This is a genomic window from Nostocoides australiense Ben110 (assembly GCF_001050535.1).
Classification (GTDB): Bacteria; Actinomycetota; Actinomycetes; order Actinomycetales; family Dermatophilaceae; genus Nostocoides_A; species Nostocoides_A australiense.
Map to the genome: position 1 here is coordinate 2089825 of NZ_HG764815.1, position 14003 is coordinate 2103827.

The 14003-nt window shown below is 70.3% G+C and carries 13 protein-coding genes, 3 tRNA genes and 1 pseudogene; 7 read left to right on the top strand and 10 right to left on the bottom strand.

The window, feature by feature from the left end:
* From BN11_RS10020 to BN11_RS10035, 4 genes are all read left to right on the top strand, one after another.
* On the top strand, positions 1 to 580 hold a 580-nt coding region (locus BN11_RS10020), incomplete at its 5' end, for an SDR family NAD(P)-dependent oxidoreductase (protein ID WP_048697218.1).
* A gap of 78 nt (positions 581 to 658) precedes the next feature.
* Complete coding sequence (locus BN11_RS10025; RefSeq protein WP_201329252.1) at positions 659 to 1864, top strand: CaiB/BaiF CoA transferase family protein; 1206 nt, start codon at positions 659 to 661, stop codon at positions 1862 to 1864.
* Between the two features lie 90 nt (positions 1865 to 1954).
* Positions 1955 to 3118: a thiolase family protein gene (locus BN11_RS10030; protein WP_048697219.1), complete on the top strand. Its 1164-nt coding sequence runs from the start codon at positions 1955 to 1957 to the stop codon at positions 3116 to 3118.
* A 201-nt stretch (positions 3119 to 3319) separates the two neighbouring features.
* Positions 3320 to 3664 (top strand): type II toxin-antitoxin system HicB family antitoxin, encoded by a 345-nt coding sequence (locus BN11_RS10035; protein ID WP_048697221.1) that lies wholly within the window; start codon positions 3320 to 3322, stop codon positions 3662 to 3664.
* Between the two features lie 97 nt (positions 3665 to 3761).
* On the opposite strand, the gene BN11_RS10040 is transcribed toward BN11_RS10035, so the two are convergent.
* The 7 genes from BN11_RS10040 to BN11_RS10070 all read right to left on the bottom strand — a co-directional run bounded on the left by BN11_RS10040 (position 3762) and on the right by BN11_RS10070 (position 8982).
* Positions 3762 to 3835 (bottom strand) — tRNA-Phe (locus tag BN11_RS10040).
* 146 nt (positions 3836 to 3981) lie between these two features.
* Positions 3982 to 5988, bottom strand: a complete 2007-nt coding sequence (locus BN11_RS10045) for a SulP family inorganic anion transporter (RefSeq protein WP_083433670.1) — start codon at positions 5986 to 5988, stop codon at positions 3982 to 3984.
* Between the two features lie 137 nt (positions 5989 to 6125).
* Positions 6126 to 6199 (bottom strand) — tRNA-Asp (locus tag BN11_RS10050).
* Positions 6200 to 6220: 21 nt separating this feature from the next.
* Positions 6221 to 6293 (bottom strand) — tRNA-Glu (locus BN11_RS10055).
* A 184-nt stretch (positions 6294 to 6477) separates the two neighbouring features.
* Entirely contained in the window at positions 6478 to 7533 is a 1056-nt protein-coding gene (locus tag BN11_RS10060) for a PHP domain-containing protein (protein WP_048697225.1), read from the bottom strand.
* Between the two features lie 7 nt (positions 7534 to 7540).
* A complete protein-coding gene (locus tag BN11_RS10065; protein ID WP_048697228.1) occupies positions 7541 to 8374 on the bottom strand; it encodes an SDR family NAD(P)-dependent oxidoreductase in 834 nt (277 codons plus the stop codon).
* 26 nt (positions 8375 to 8400) lie between these two features.
* Positions 8401 to 8982 carry an aminotransferase class V-fold PLP-dependent enzyme gene (locus BN11_RS10070; protein WP_053084059.1) on the bottom strand — a complete coding sequence of 194 codons (582 nt, stop codon included), beginning with the start codon at positions 8980 to 8982 and terminating at the stop codon, positions 8401 to 8403.
* Between the two features lie 214 nt (positions 8983 to 9196).
* Here BN11_RS10070 and BN11_RS10075 point away from each other — a divergent pair, with 214 nt between their 5' ends.
* Together BN11_RS10075 and BN11_RS10080 are read left to right on the top strand one after the other, a co-directional pair.
* Positions 9197 to 10447, top strand: coding sequence for a helix-turn-helix domain-containing protein (locus BN11_RS10075; protein WP_048697231.1), 1251 nt, complete (start codon positions 9197 to 9199; stop codon positions 10445 to 10447).
* A 101-nt stretch (positions 10448 to 10548) separates the two neighbouring features.
* Positions 10549 to 11004, top strand: coding sequence for a hypothetical protein (locus BN11_RS10080; RefSeq protein ID WP_048697233.1), 456 nt, complete (start codon positions 10549 to 10551; stop codon positions 11002 to 11004).
* 358 nt (positions 11005 to 11362) lie between these two features.
* Here the strand turns inward: BN11_RS10080 and BN11_RS24685 are convergent, their stop codons facing one another.
* Positions 11363 to 11575: a hypothetical protein gene (locus tag BN11_RS24685; RefSeq protein ID WP_235435433.1), complete on the bottom strand. Its 213-nt coding sequence runs from the start codon at positions 11573 to 11575 to the stop codon at positions 11363 to 11365.
* A 50-nt stretch (positions 11576 to 11625) separates the two neighbouring features.
* Between BN11_RS24685 and BN11_RS10090 the strand changes: the two genes are divergently transcribed.
* The gene (locus tag BN11_RS10090; RefSeq protein ID WP_053084060.1) at positions 11626 to 11958 is read left to right on the top strand and encodes a GNAT family N-acetyltransferase; all 333 of its coding nucleotides are present in this window, start codon (positions 11626 to 11628) and stop codon (positions 11956 to 11958) included.
* Between the two features lie 23 nt (positions 11959 to 11981).
* On the opposite strand, the gene BN11_RS10095 is transcribed toward BN11_RS10090, so the two are convergent.
* Positions 11982 to 13418 (bottom strand): GuaB1 family IMP dehydrogenase-related protein, encoded by a 1437-nt coding sequence (locus BN11_RS10095; RefSeq protein WP_048697237.1) that lies wholly within the window; start codon positions 13416 to 13418, stop codon positions 11982 to 11984.
* Between the two features lie 133 nt (positions 13419 to 13551).
* Positions 13552 to 14003, bottom strand: a pseudogene (locus tag BN11_RS10100) (hypothetical protein); the annotation flags it as partial.

Here is a 14003-nt window from a genome sequence, read left to right on the forward strand (position 1 = left end):
TGAGGGGCAGGTGGCCGCTGCCGTGGCGGCGGCCCAGGAGGTCGGCGCCTTCAGCGTCGCCGTCAACTGCGCCGGCATCGGCACGCCCGGCCGGGTCGTCGGCCGCGACGGCGCGCCCTTGGCGCTGGAGACCTTCGCCAAGGTCGTCCAGGTCAACCTCGTCGGCACCTTCAACGTCATCCGGCTCGCCGCGGCCGCCATGGTCGCCGGGGCGAGCCCGGACGAGGACCGCGGCGTCGTCGTCAACACCGCCTCGATCGCGGCCTACGACGGTCAGATCGGGCAGGCGGCATACGCAGCCTCCAAGGGCGGCATCGTCGGCATGACCCTCTCGATCGCCCGCGACCTGGCCCAGCAGCGCATCCGGTGCGTGACCATCGCGCCCGGGCTCTTCGCGACCCCGCTGCTCGCCGGCCTCCCGGAGGAGGCGACCAAGGCCCTCGGCGCGAGCGTCCCGCACCCCAGCCGCCTCGGCGACCCCGCGGAGTATGCCGCCCTGGTCGCCCACATCGTCGCCAACCCGATGCTCAACGGCGAGGTCATCCGCCTCGACGGTGCCCTGCGCATGGCGCCCCGCTGAGGAGCACACAGAGTCCGACGTTTGACGTGCTGTAGGCCGCCAAACGTCGGACTTTGTGTCGGTGTTAGCGTCGCAAGAGTGAGCATCGACGGGCCGTTGACAGGGGTGGGCATCATCGAACTCGGCGGCATCGGCCCCGGGCCCTTCGCGGCCATGCTGCTGGCCGAACTGGGCGCCGATGTCGTCCGGATCGACCGGCGCGACCCCGGTCCGCTCGCGGGGGCCGGCTCGATGAACCGGTCCCGTCCCAATATCGCCCTCGACCTCAAACATCCGGAGGCCGTCGAGACCGTGCGCCGGCTCGCCGACTCCGCCGACGTGCTCATCGACCCGTGGCGCCCGGGGGTCGCCGAGCGCCTCGGCCTCGGCCCGGCTGACCTGCTGGCCCGGAATCCGCGGCTGGTCTTCGCCCGGATGACCGGGTGGGGCCAGGACGGTCCGCTCGCCCAGCGCGCCGGGCACGACATCACGTATGCCGCGATCTCGGGTGCCCTGCACCTCTCGGGCACCGCGGAGAAACCGATCGCCCCGGTCAACGTGCTCGCCGACTACGCCGGCGGCGCGCTCTATCTCGTCATCGGAATCCTTGCGGCACTTCTCGATCGCGCACGCACCGGGGCCGGCCAGGTCGTCGACGCGGCGATGGTCGACGGGGCCGCGTCGGTCGTCTCGATGTTCTATGGACTGTACGGCCGTGGCGCCTGGCGCGACGAACGCGGCGTCAACCTGCTCGACGGCGGTATGCCGTTCTACGACACCTACGAGTGCGCCGACGGCGGGTGGGTCGCCGTGGGCGCCCTGGAGCCGCAGTTCTGGGCCGAACTCAACCGGGTGCTGGGCGTGAGTTTCGTTGCAGACCAATACGATCCGGCCGGGTTCGCGCAGCAGCGCCAGACATATGCCGCCGCCTTCCGCTCCCGCCCTCGCGACGAGTGGGCGGCGCTCTTCGAGGGCACCGACGCGTGTGTCGCCCCGGTGCTCGGCCTCGCCGAGGCGCCGGCGCACCCGCACCTGGCCGCGCGCGGTGTCTTCGCCGACGTCGACGGCGTGGCCCTGCCGCGCGTCGCCCCCCGCTTCTCGGCGTATGCCGTTCCCGACCCCACCCCGGAGCGGGCCCCGGGGGCCGACACCACGGCATACCTGCGGGCGCACGGCTTCAGCCAGGACGAGGTGGATGCCCTGCTGGTGAGCGGGGCGGCATACCAGTTACCCCACGAAGTTCTCGACTCGCAAGCTCGCTCCGATACGGCGCGGGGACCCCGGACGGCGAACGAGGGCCGCTAGACGGGTGGGGCGGCTCACGCCCGCGGCGCATTGCCCGCGCCCGCCCCGCGTGACACCGTGGCAGCACCACGATCTTTGGAGGAATGCCCTGTGTCCGATCGCGATGCCGTCATCGTCGAAGCCGTTCGCACGCCCGTCGGCAAGCGCAAGGGGTCGCTGGCCGAGGTCCACCCGGTCGACCTGTCCGCGCACGTGCTGACGGCGCTGGCCGAGCGATCGGGCGTCGACCCGGCGCTCGTGGACGACGTCGTGTGGGGGTGTGTGCAGCAGGTGGGTGCCCAGGCCTTCAACGTCGGGCGCAACGCCGTGCTGGCCGCCGGCTGGCCCGAGTCGGTGCCGGCGACCACCATCGACCGGCAGTGCGGATCCTCGCAGCAGGCAGTGCACTTCGTCGCCGCCGGGCTGGTGAGCGGGCAGTATGACGTGGCCGTCGCCGGTGGTGTCGAGGCGATGACCTTGATCCCGATGTTCGCCGGCGCCAACCCGGCGCTGGGCCTCGGCACGCCCTATCCGGCGAGCGCGCTGGAGCGGTATGGCGTCGAGACCTTCAACCAGGGCATCGGCGCGGAGATGATGGCGACGAAGTGGGGCTTCACGCGCGAGGCGTGCGACGCCTTCGCCGCCGAGTCGCACGCGAAGTTGGCCGCGGCTGTCGACGCGGGCGTGCTGGCGGGTCAGCTCGCCCCGGTCCCGTTGCCGGACGGGTCCGTGCTCGATGCCGACGAGGGGCTGCGGCGCGGCACCACCGTCGATTCACTCGCCGGCCTGAAGACGGTCTTCAAGGAGGACGGCGTCATCCACGCCGGCAACTCCTCCCAGATCTCCGACGGCGCGGCCGCGCTGCTGATGATGACATCGGCCAAGGCGAAGGAGCTCGGGCTGACGCCCATCGCCCGCTATCACACGGGCGTCCTGGCCGGCGATGACCCGGTGATGATGCTGTCCGCCCCGATCCCCGCGACCAAGAAGGTGCTCGAACGCTCCGGGCTGTCCCTCGACGACATCGGGGTCTTCGAGGTCAACGAGGCCTTCGCGCCGGTGCCGATGGCCTGGCTCGCCGAGATCGGCGCCGACCCCGCCAAGCTCAATCCCAACGGCGGCGCCATCGCCATCGGCCACCCCCTCGGCGGCTCCGGCGCCCGCATCATGACCCAGATGCTCCATCACATGCGCGACAACGGGATCCGCTACGGACTGCAGACGATGTGCGAGGGCGGCGGCATGGCCAACGCCACCATCATCGAACTGCTCTAGGAGGCCGCGTCCGGCTCCCGAATGGGCGAGATCGCGGGTCAGATCGGCTGACCCGCGATCGACCACATGCAAGGACCCGGAAGGGTATCTTGAGTAGATGGTACCGTTTTCGGTACCATCTAGTGTTGGCTTCGATCACGGAAAGGCGAAGGCATACCAGGTCAGACAGGTCCTGGCCGCCAGCGAGAAGAAGGAGACACGATGACCACAGTCGACATCGACGTCACCCATTACAGCTATCGCGTGCTGTGGTCACCCGAGGACGCGGAGTTCGTCGGCACGTGTGTCGAATTTCCCTCCCTGTCGTGGCTGGCCCCGACCCAGGACGATGCGCTGAGGGGAATTCGCGACGTGGTCACTGAGGTCGTCGCCGATCTCGGCTCCGACGGTGAGCCCATCCCAGAGCCGCTCGCCACCCGCACCTACTCTGGGAAGTTCAACCTCCGTGTCGGCGCACGGCTCCACCGCAAGCTCGCGATAGCAGCCGCCGAAGAACATCTCAGCCTCAACCAATACATCGTCCGCCGTCTCAACGACGCCTCGTAGTGGCGCAGGCCTTTGGGCGCCGGCTGACACGTCCTGCAGACCGACTCGACAACGACGAAACCGCGGGCCCAGTGTCGCCGGCCCGCGGTCTCGAGGGTGGCTAGGGACGGGGTCGAACCGTCGACCTTCCGATTTTCAGTCGGATGCTCGTACCAACTGAGCTACCTAGCCGAGCCGGATCGCTCCGGCCGAGCCAGCATACCCGCCGCCTGACGAGCGATGAAATTCACCGTCCTCATGTGCCGCGTGGCAGTGGTGTCTGCCGGTTGGCACCGTATGCGGTGCCGATCGGCAGCCCTACCCGCGGCTAGCAGCGCTCACTCCTCGTCCTCGGTCACGGGGGCGAGCGTAGGAGGAGGCGGGGCGGGGTGGGCGCGCGCCCACGCGACATACGCCTCCTCGGCCACCGGGAGGGTGGGGAAGACCATGTCGTCGCCGATCAGCTTCATCACGCCGGCCTTACGCAGCGGGATGTAGAGGTCCTGGCGCAGGCGCACCAGGCCGAGCCGCACCCCTTGAGCTGCGAGATCGGCATACAGATCCCGCAGCCCGTCGCACGCGGTGACGTCGACCTCGGTCGTCGCCTCGACGTTGAAGAGGAACCAGCGCGGTGGCGCGTCCGGATAGCCGGCGAACTCCTTGTCCACCACCCGCTGGACCCGGCGGCGCAGGTCCCCGACATTGGCGAAGAAGAGCGGTGCCTCGTAGCGGTAGATGATCAGCCCGGGCAGCGTCTCGGCGCTGGGGTAGTCGGCGGTGTCGTGCATACCGGGCAGGTCCGGCACGCGGCCGAGCACGGCGTCGCGCGGGCGGGCCAGCCGCTGGGCCATCTCCAGGAGGCTGATCGCGATGGCGACCCCGATGCCGACGATCAGGCCGAGCACGATCGTGCCGACGAGAGTGACCAGCGCGAGCAGCACCTCGCGCTTGCGGAAACGCCACATCCGGCGGAATTCGCCGCCCTTGACGAGCTTGGTGGCGGCATACAGCACCACGGCGCCGAGGGCGGCCTGCGGCAGCTTCGCCATGAGCGGCCCGGCGACGAGCAGGACGGCGAGCACACAGCCGGCCGCGACGAGCGAATAGACCTGACTCTTGGCGCCGGCCGAGAGGGCGAGCGCTGTGCGCGAGCCGGAGGAGGAGACCGGGAAACCACCGAAGGCGCCGACGGCGACGTGGACGCCCCCGAGCGCCACGAGTTCGACCTGCGGGTCGACGGCGCGCTCGCTCGGGCGTTCGCCGGGGATCTCGGGGGAGGGGAAGGCGCGGGCGCCCAGCATGTTGTCGCTGTAGGCGAGCACCGCGACGCTGAGGGCAGGCAGGAGCAAGGCCTGCAGTTGGTCCATGGTGACCGCCGGCCACTGCGGCAGCGGCAGGCCGTTCGGGACCGACCCGACGACCGCAACGCCCTTGGCCTCCAGGTCCAGCAGTGCCGAGGCGATGGTGGCGCCGGCCACGGCCAGCAGGGCACCGGGCCAGCTGGGCTTGATCCAATGCAGCACGAAGATGAAGGCGGCCGTCCCCAGTGCGACATAGAGAGTCGTCAGGTGGGTCGCGCCGACCACGTCGAGAAAGGAGCGGGCCTGGGCGATGATGGACTCGCCCTCGACGCTGGTGCCGGTGAGCTTGCCCAATTGGCCGACGACCATCAGGACCGCCGCCCCGGCGAGATAGCCCACCAGCAGTGGCTGGGACAGCAGGTCCGCCATCACCCCGAGGCGGAACAGACGCGCCAGCAACAGCCACCCGCCGACCAGCAGGCTCATCGCGGCGCTGAGCGCGACGATGGCGCCCGGGTCGGGGGCCAGGCCGGCGATGGCGGTCCCGGCGAGCAGTGCGATCGTCGACTCGGGCCCCACCGACAGGATCCGTGAGCTGCCCATCAGGGCGTAGACGACGAGGGCGACGAGGGCGGTGTAAAGGCCGTAGACGGGCGGCACGCGCACGATGGCGGTATAGGCCATCACCTGAGGGATCAGGTATGCCGCGACGGCCAGCCCCGCGATCACGTCCGGTCGCAGCCACTCGCGCCGGTATTGGTGGGTGAGGAAGTGCAGGCCCGGTGTTGCGGATTTGAGGGCCAGCACCACCCAGTGCGTGGACTGGGGGTTGAGGTCGTAGTCGATGGCCGCGTGGCGCCGCAGGTCGCCCTTGGGGGTGACCACGGGGACGGGGTCACCTGCGCGGGCATACGGCACGTTCAGCTTGCGCTTCGTTCGCGCCCGCTTGACCGGGGCCGCACCGGGCTCCTGGGTGAGATCGGCGAAGGGGTGCGTGGTGCGTTCTGGATGAAGCTCCGGCACCTGCTCGGGCGGCTCGTCCATCTGCGTCTCCCCTGACGTTCACCTGGTGTTCACCTGAAGCGTACGCGCGCCCGGGGGTGGCGGGGGAGAGGCGGTGGCGGGGGAAAGGCGGAGCGGGCGGCTCCCGAAGAGGAACCGCCCGCGTGTCGCATCTGACGCGACCCCGACGGGGCTCGAACCCGCGACCTCCGCCGTGACAGGGCGGCGCGCTAACCAACTGCGCTACGGGGCCTTGTGTAAGGCCTTTACTGCGTATCCCCAACGGGATTCGAACCCGTGTTGCCGCCGTGAAAGGGCGGAGTCCTGGGCCGCTAGACGATGGGGACCCGATCTCGCCGGGACCCCGATCGCATGAGCGAGCAGGGCCCGAATCCGTCGAGGACTCCGAAATCATAAGGGTCGCCGCCGCAATGTCCAAAACGAGGGGTCTCCCAACGTCGAGTGAGCGCGACACGCCCATGTTTCGCTCGGGAACCGGGCGTGTCGCGCTCACTCGACTGGGATCTGGTGTCACGCCCGGCGCCCGGCCCACTCCCGGAGCCGGTCGACGTCCCAGGTCGTGACGATCCGGTCGGGGTCGATGCCCAGGCGGGTGGCCCGCTCGGCGCCGTAGGCCTTCATGTCCAGCTGCCCGGGCGCGTGGGCGTCGGAATCGATGCTGAACAGGCAGCCGATCTCCTGCGCCAGCAGGATCAGCTCGTCCGGCGGGTCGCATCGCTCGGGCCGGGAGTTGATCTCGACGGCGACGTCGTGCTCGGCGCACGCCTCGAAGACGGCGCGGGCGTCGAAATCGCTCTGCGAGCGGGTGCCGCGAGACCCGGTGACCAGCCGCCCGGTGCAATGCCCGAGGATGTTGACCCGAGGGTTGCGCACCGCCGCGACCATCCGCCGCGTCATCGGCTCGGCGTTCATCCGCAGCTTCGAATGCACGCTCGCGACAACGAGATCCAGCTTGGCGAGCATGGCTGGGGTCTGGTCGAGGCTGCCGTCGTCGAGGATGTCGACCTCGATGCCCTTGAGCAGGGTGAAGGTGCCCGCGAGCGAGGCGGTGATGGCGTCGACAATGGCGATCTGCTTGGTCAGGCGCTCGACGGTCAGCCCGCGGGCGACCTTCAGCTGGGGGGAGTGGTCGGTCAGGACCATCCACTCGTGGCCGGTCTCGACCGCGGTGAGCACCATCTCCTCGATGGGGCTGCCGCCGTCGGACCAGTTGGAGTGCGTGTGCGCGTCGCCGGCCAGCGCGGCATACAGTGCCTCACCGCCGGGTTTCAGTAGGCTGGTGTTGTTGTCCTGCAACGATCTCAGGTATGCCGGGAGCTCGCCGTCCAGGGCCTCGCCGATGACTCCCGCGGTCGCCTTCCCGATGCCGGGCAGGTCCTGGACGGTGCCGGCGGTATGCCGCGCGGCCAGCTCCCCGTCGGGCAGCGCGCTGATCGTCGCGGCGGCCTTGCGGAAGGCCTCGATGCGATAGGAGCCGGCCCGCTGGCGCTCCATCAGGAAGGCGATGCGCCGCAGCGCGGTGACCGGATCGACGGGCGCCGTCAGCGCCGGGACGAGGGCGACCATCCGCTGATCAGTGCTTGAACTGCCGGTTGACCACGGCGTCCCAGACCAGGTCGCCCCCGATCCGGCGCGTGTGCACCATGGCTCGGGCAGCGGCCGTGACGAGATAGCGCGACTTCGGCGGGTCGGACTCGACGGCCTTGAGGATCGCTTTGGCGACCGCGTCCGGGCCGACGGACAGCAACTTGTTCGCGTAGGCGCCGGAGTTGACCGACCGCACCTTGGCGACCAGATCGGCATACGGCGAATCCGAATTGGCCACGGCCGCAGAGGAATTGATCGTCTCCTCGAACTGGGTGCGGATGGGCCCGGGCTCGATCAGGGTGACGTCGATGCCGAACTCGCGCACCTCGTTGCGCAAGGCATCCGTGATGCCCTCCACCGCATACTTCGTCGCGTGGTAGTAGCCACCGATCGGGAAGGCGATCCGCCCGCCCATCGACCCGATGTTGACGATCAGGCCGCCGCCGGCCGTGCGCATTCCCGGCAGGACGAGCTGGATCATCCGGGCCAGCCCGAAGACGTTCGTCTCGAACATCCGGCGCACCGCGTCGAGGTCCGCCTCCTCGATCGGGCCGTACTCGCCATACCCGGCGTTGTTGATCAGCGTCCCGACGGCCCCGTGCGCGCGCTCGACCTCGCCGACGGCCGCCGCCATCGACTCCTCGCTCGTGACATCGAGGGCCAGCGTCTGGGCACCGGCGACGGCGAGTTCGGCGAGGGTCTCGGGGCGGCGGGCGGTGGCATAGACCGTGTAGCCGGCCTTGAGCAGCAGGTCGGCGGTGGCGCGCCCGATCCCCGTCGAGCAGCCGGTGATGAGGACGGGATTGCGGGACATCGCCATGGGGCAACTCTAGGTTGCGCGTCCGGTCAGCCCAGCAACATCTCGCGGAGCGCGGCGAGCAGTCTCTCGATGTCGTCCTCGCTCGTGTAGGGCGCCAGGCCGACCCGTATCCCGCCGGCGTCGCCGAGCCCGAGATGGCGCGAGCACTCGATCGCATAGAAGTTGCCGGCGGGAGCGTTGATCCAGCGGGCCGCCATCTCGGTGCGGAGTTGCTGGTTGTCCCAGCCGTCGATCGTGAACAGGATCGTCGGGGTGCGGCGGCCGGCGTTCGAATACACCTGCACCCCAGGCAGATCGCGCAGCGTGGGTTCGAGCAGATCCCGCAGGTGCTTCTCGTGCTGGTGCATCGTGGCATACCCGGCCACCAGCCGGTCGCGGCGGGATCCGGCGTGGCCTTCGGCAAGCCCGGCGAGGAAGTCGATGGCGGCGGTCGTGCCCGCCATGAGCTCGTATGGCAGTGTCCCCAGCTCGAACCGCTCCGGCACCTCGTCCGTGGCGGGCAGCAGCTTGTCCGGGCGCAGGGTCTCGAGCAGGGCCGGGTCGGCGGCGACGACGCCGCAGTGCGGGGCGTCGACTCGCGCGTCGGGCTCGTCATCGCAGCCCACCACACCGGGCTCCCACGCTAAACGGCAGGGCACGCCGCGTCGGCGCGCCCCACACACACTCGTCACGGCCCGAAATGGCACCCAACAACAAGAGCGCCAAGCGGGCTCCACGCGCCACGGCGGGATGGTCGACCTCTAGACGGCGGGGCACTGTGTGTGGGACGGTGACGAGCACCGTCCGGGCGAGTGGCCCGGGCGCACAGGAGGCCGCACGGTCATGACCTCGACCGTCACCGTGACGCGCGGATTGGCTACGCGCGACGGCGTGACGCTGCCGGTGGTCTGCGTGCTTCTGGCCTCGCTCGCTCTCGCGCTCGCGTCCGGAGCGGAGCCGGTGGTGGTGCCGGCGACCACGTGGCCGGTCCTCGTCGCCATGGTCGTGGCCGTTGTGGCCTTGGTGGCCGCGATACGCGCTCTGGGCGGAGGCTGGTCCGATCTCCGCCGGCTCCTCACGCTCCTCACGGTGATGGTGGCCGCCTATCCGGGAGTATGGGCGCTGGCCGTTATCGTGACAGGCCAGGCGCCGAACTCGACCGCGGCGTGGGCCACCGGTGTTCTCGCGGGCATAGCGCACCTGCCGGTTGTCGGTGCCTTCTCCGTGGTCCCCTTGATCAGTGTCCGGTATCTCGGACCGGGCACCGGACGCTCGGTCCTGGCCGCGGTGTTCGTGCTCGGCGCGGCCGCGGCGGCCACGTTCGTGGTGTTCTTCGACGACTTCGATCCGCTCCGCGCGAGCGCGCTCGTTCCGTCCGCATTCGGCGAGCGGGTCGGCATGGCCCTGAACCTGTGCTACCTGGCCACAGTAGTCCTTGGACCGGGCATGGCTCTGCTCGCGACGTGGCGCAGCGCAGCTGACGTGGCCGCGGCACGGCGCCTGGCGATGGTCGCCGGCTCGTCTCTGGCCGGCACCCTGCTCGTCATGGTGTGCGGCGCCGTCGGCGGAGCGTCGATACTCGGGGCGGTGGTGCTGCTCGTGGGGATGTATGCGGCGCTCGCCGTCGTCGTGACCGGATGCGTGCGGTCGCTGGCCACACAGTTGGTTGGACCGGCGCAGACCGCAACGTCGCCGATGCCTGGGATGCTTTCGATGCCGCCAGCCGAGCGGGCCGCGCAGGACCCGTCTACCGCGGGCCCGGAGTCGACGTCCGCGAAGTCGGCCCCCAACGACGGTCCGGGCCGTGCCCCCGTCGCCACGGGCGCGGCCACTACGGCGGGCGGACTCGAGGTGCTCACCCGACGGGAGAACGAGGTCATGCAACTCCTGGCCGATGGGCTGTCGAACGCGGGCATCGCAGCCCGTCTCGTCCTGTCGGAGCGGACGGTCGACGCCCACCTGCGCTCGGTGTTCGTCAAGCTCGAGCTTCCCCAGGGACCGGAGCACAATCGGCGGGTGCAGGCGGTCAACGCCTTCCGCGCCGGTGCGACCGCAGCGCCGGCGGACGCTCCTTGGACGAGGGCCTCGGCCTGATCCAGGTCTCTTCAGGGAGTTAGGCGAAAAGGCCGATGTCGGCCCGAACCTGCGCTCCTTAGGTTCGAAGGCATCGCCACCGGCTCGAGAAGGAGACCCGCATGTCCCGCCCGTTCACCCTCCTGGCCCTCGTCTGGGCACCGTTCCTATCGATCTTCGTGTTCGCGTCGCAGGGGGACACCAGCGCACTGCACATCTCGTCCCACCTCTTCGCACTTGCGCTGTTAGTACCAGCAACCGTGATGGTGTGGCGGATGCGTCCGGAGGCGCCCACCTCCGCCTCACGCTGGATTCTGACGTTCCTATCAGTGACCGTGCCGGTTGCGGTGCTCGGCCACGCCGGCGAGCTCGCTGTCGCAATCCAGCGGCTCGCCCGGGACGGGTGGGTCAACCGCGATACCGCCGACATCTGGGAGCACGGGCCACACGTCACGATCTCCAACGTCACCATCCCGGCGGTCATGCTGAGCATGCTGCTCACCGCGGCGTTGGTCGTAGTCTCCCTGCGACGCCGGGACCCTGTCCCCGCGGATCGCGAGACCAGCCGAGTCCGGTGACGGACTCTCCGCGACCGGACCAGGTCAGCCGACGACCGGCGACCCCACTAGAGAACCTGTCCACGAACCCTGCCCCGCGGGACGTCGACCATCTCGACCTGCTGAATCGCCCATCCGCGACAACGAACGGCAACGCGCATGCGCGCTGATTGGACCCCGGCCCTGCACCTACGCACCCGGACCACGTGACCCCCTCGTCGTGACCATGAACTGATGGGATGAGACAGCCCGGAGGCCCACCACGACGGAGGCACGGATCGCGTACATCGCCAAACCCCGTTCGCGGGAACGGGCGTGCCCAGCGATCTGGCTCCGTATCTCCTGGCCGCCGCGTTCAGTCCTCTCGGGCTTCGACGGCTCACAGCATCCTGCAATGCGGACAATTCGACGGGCCGGGCGGCACCCAGTCGCCGCGGCAGGTCGGTGAGGCGGTCAGCCGGACGCTGACGAGCGCGGTGGCCAATCGCGGGTTCGTCACCCGGGCCGAGCGGCGCACGGAAGAGGCTGTGACATAGACGAGTGCGTCGCTGCGCTCGTGCACCAGCCGGGCGATGGCCGGGATGTCGGGCATGGTGCCGATGAGATTGGAAGCCGCGGCCACGGCGACGAGGCGCGTCGTGCATGCGCCCGCCGGATGAGCCGCTCGTCACCTCGGCCGGAGACGAGGCGGCCATCGGGAGCGCCGGCACGGGGCTACCGCCTCATCGGCTGGCCAGCGCGAACGCCCTGTTCGTCGACCCCACGGCCGCCGGTCAGGGCGTGGGGGCCGCCCTGCACGATGTCGCGGTCGCCGCCATCAGGGAGGAGGGATTGGTGCCGGTCCTCGACGTCGTCAGCCGCAACACCGCGGCCGTCCGGCTCTATGAGCGCCGCGGCTGGCGGCTGATCGGCACCGGACGTCCCGACTGGCTCCCCGACGAATGGGACCCGGTCTGGTACATGACCTTGGACTGACAGTCGTCACGACCGTGTGCCCGTCACCACGAGGTATGCAGGGGCCGCCCCTCCGCGAAGCCGGCCAGCGACTGCACGCCCACGACCGCGCGCTCGCCGAACTCCTCCGCGGTGGCCGCGCCCGCATACGTGAACGAGGAGCGCACCCCCGCGGTGATCGAGTCGATCAGGTCTTCCACGCTCGGCCGGGCGGGGTCGATGAACATCCGCGCGTGGCTTATGCCCTCCTCGTACAACGCCTTGCGCGCCCGGTCGAAGGAGGACTCGCCGCTCGTGCGGTTGGCGACGGCGCGCGCCGAGGCCATGCCGAAAGACTCCTTGTATGAGCGGCCGGTCTCGTCGGTGAAGATGTCGCCCGGCGACTCGTAGGTGCCCGCGAACCACGAGCCGATCATCGCGTTGGACGCTCCCGCGGCGAGCGCCAGCGCCACATCCCTCGGGTGCCGTATGCCGCCGTCCGCCCACACGTGCTTCCCGAGTTCCCTTGCGGCCGTAGCGCATTCGAGCACGGCTGAGAACTGCGGACGTCCGACGGCAGTCATCATCCGGGTCGTGCACATCGCCCCCGGACCGACCCCAACCTTGACGATGTCGGCGCCCGCCGCGATCAGGTCCCGGGTCCCGTCGGCCGTGACGACATTGCCCGCCGCGATCGGCACGCCCAGGTCGAGCGCCCGCACCGCGGTGAGGGCTTCGATCATCTTCTCCTGGTGCCCATGCGCGGTGTCCATGACCAGCACGTCCGCGCCCGCCTCGGCCAGCGCTCGCGCCTTGCCGGGGATGTCGCCGTTGATGCCGATGGCCGCGGCGATCCGCAGCCGGCCGTGGGCATCGGTGTTGGGCCGATAGACCGTTGCCCGCAACGCCCCCTGCCGCGTCAGGAGACCGACCAGCGTCCCGTCGGGCCGCACCACGGGCGCCAGCCGGTGACGCACCGAGGCGAGGGTGTCGAAGGCCGCCTCGGGGGAGACTCCGTCGGGCAGCGTCGCGAGTTGGGTCGACATCACGCTGCCCACTTGCGAGAAGCGGTCCACCCCCGTCAGGTCGGCCTCGGTCACCAGGCCCACCGGACGGTCGTCCTCGACGACGACCGCCGCCCCGTGAGCACGCTTGGTCAACAGGACGATCGCCTCGCCCACCGTCTGGTCCGCCGACAAGGTGATCGGCGTGTCATAGAGCAGGTGCCGCGACTTCTGCCACGAGATGACCTCCGCCACGACGTCGAGCGGGATGTCCTGCGGGATGACGACCAGTCCGCCGCGGCGGGCCACCGTCTCGGCCATCCGCCGCCCCGCGATCGCCGTCATATTCGCCACGACGAGCGGGATCGTGGTCCCCGACCCGTCCGGCGTGGCCAGGTCGGCGTCGAACCGGCTCGTCACCGCCGAGCGGCTCGGGACGAGGAAGACATCGTCATACGTCAGGTCGTACGCGGGCGCGGGCCCAGGCAGGAAACGCATCCCCCTAGCTTTTCATCCCTGCGCCGGCCTCGGCGCTGCAGCCGTATGACGCGTGTGACGCAGCGCGATCTCGACGCCCGTGAAATCGCTGTCTCGACGGGTCAGTGTCTCGTCGGGTCAGTGTCTCGTCGGGTCAGGGGGTGACGTTGAGGCCGCGCAGGATGCGGTCGGCGAGGTCGGGGTCGCCGGCGATTGCTGCGTATGCCGTGGGCGGCAGGTCGTCCGGGGCGCGCCGGCCGGCGCCGAGGACGGTGAGGGCCTCCCGGTTCAGGTCGAGAGTGACGTCGGCCGGGTCCTGTGTCGTCGCGAACGCCGCATGCCCGGCGTCGTCGACCAGGACATCACGGCGCTCGCCGTCGACCACCACCGCCACGCGGGTCCCGGCGGGGGCAGCGGCACGCTTGGCCACGGCATACGGCACCGCGGCGGCGAAGATCCCGGCGACCAGCTCGCCGGCGGGACTGTCCATACCGCCCGGGCGGCCGACAGCCCGCCGGATGTCCTGCTCGTGCACCCACACGTCGAGCACCCGGTTGCGCAGCAGCGTCCGGTTGTCCCACGGCACCCCGCCGGGCGCGTTGACCG

Coding starts and splice junctions, on each gene's coding strand:
- BN11_RS10045 (WP_083433670.1), bottom strand. CDS start 5,988: ATGGACGAGCCGCCCGAGCAGGTGCCGGAGCTTCATCCAGAACGCACC.
- BN11_RS10065 (WP_048697228.1), bottom strand. CDS start 8,374: ATGGCGATGTCCCGCAATCCCGTCCTCATCACCGGCTGCTCGACGGGG.
- BN11_RS10075 (WP_048697231.1), top strand. CDS start 9,197: ATGACCTCGACCGTCACCGTGACGCGCGGATTGGCTACGCGCGACGGC.
- BN11_RS10060 (WP_048697225.1), bottom strand. CDS start 7,533: ATGGTCGCCCTCGTCCCGGCGCTGACGGCGCCCGTCGATCCGGTCACC.
- BN11_RS24685 (WP_235435433.1), bottom strand. CDS start 11,575: ATGCCCGACATCCCGGCCATCGCCCGGCTGGTGCACGAGCGCAGCGAC.
- BN11_RS10035 (WP_048697221.1), top strand. CDS start 3,320: ATGACCACAGTCGACATCGACGTCACCCATTACAGCTATCGCGTGCTG.
- BN11_RS10095 (WP_048697237.1), bottom strand. CDS start 13,418: ATGCGTTTCCTGCCTGGGCCCGCGCCCGCGTACGACCTGACGTATGAC.
- BN11_RS10090 (WP_053084060.1), top strand. CDS start 11,626: ATGCGCCCGCCGGATGAGCCGCTCGTCACCTCGGCCGGAGACGAGGCG.
- BN11_RS10080 (WP_048697233.1), top strand. CDS start 10,549: ATGTCCCGCCCGTTCACCCTCCTGGCCCTCGTCTGGGCACCGTTCCTA.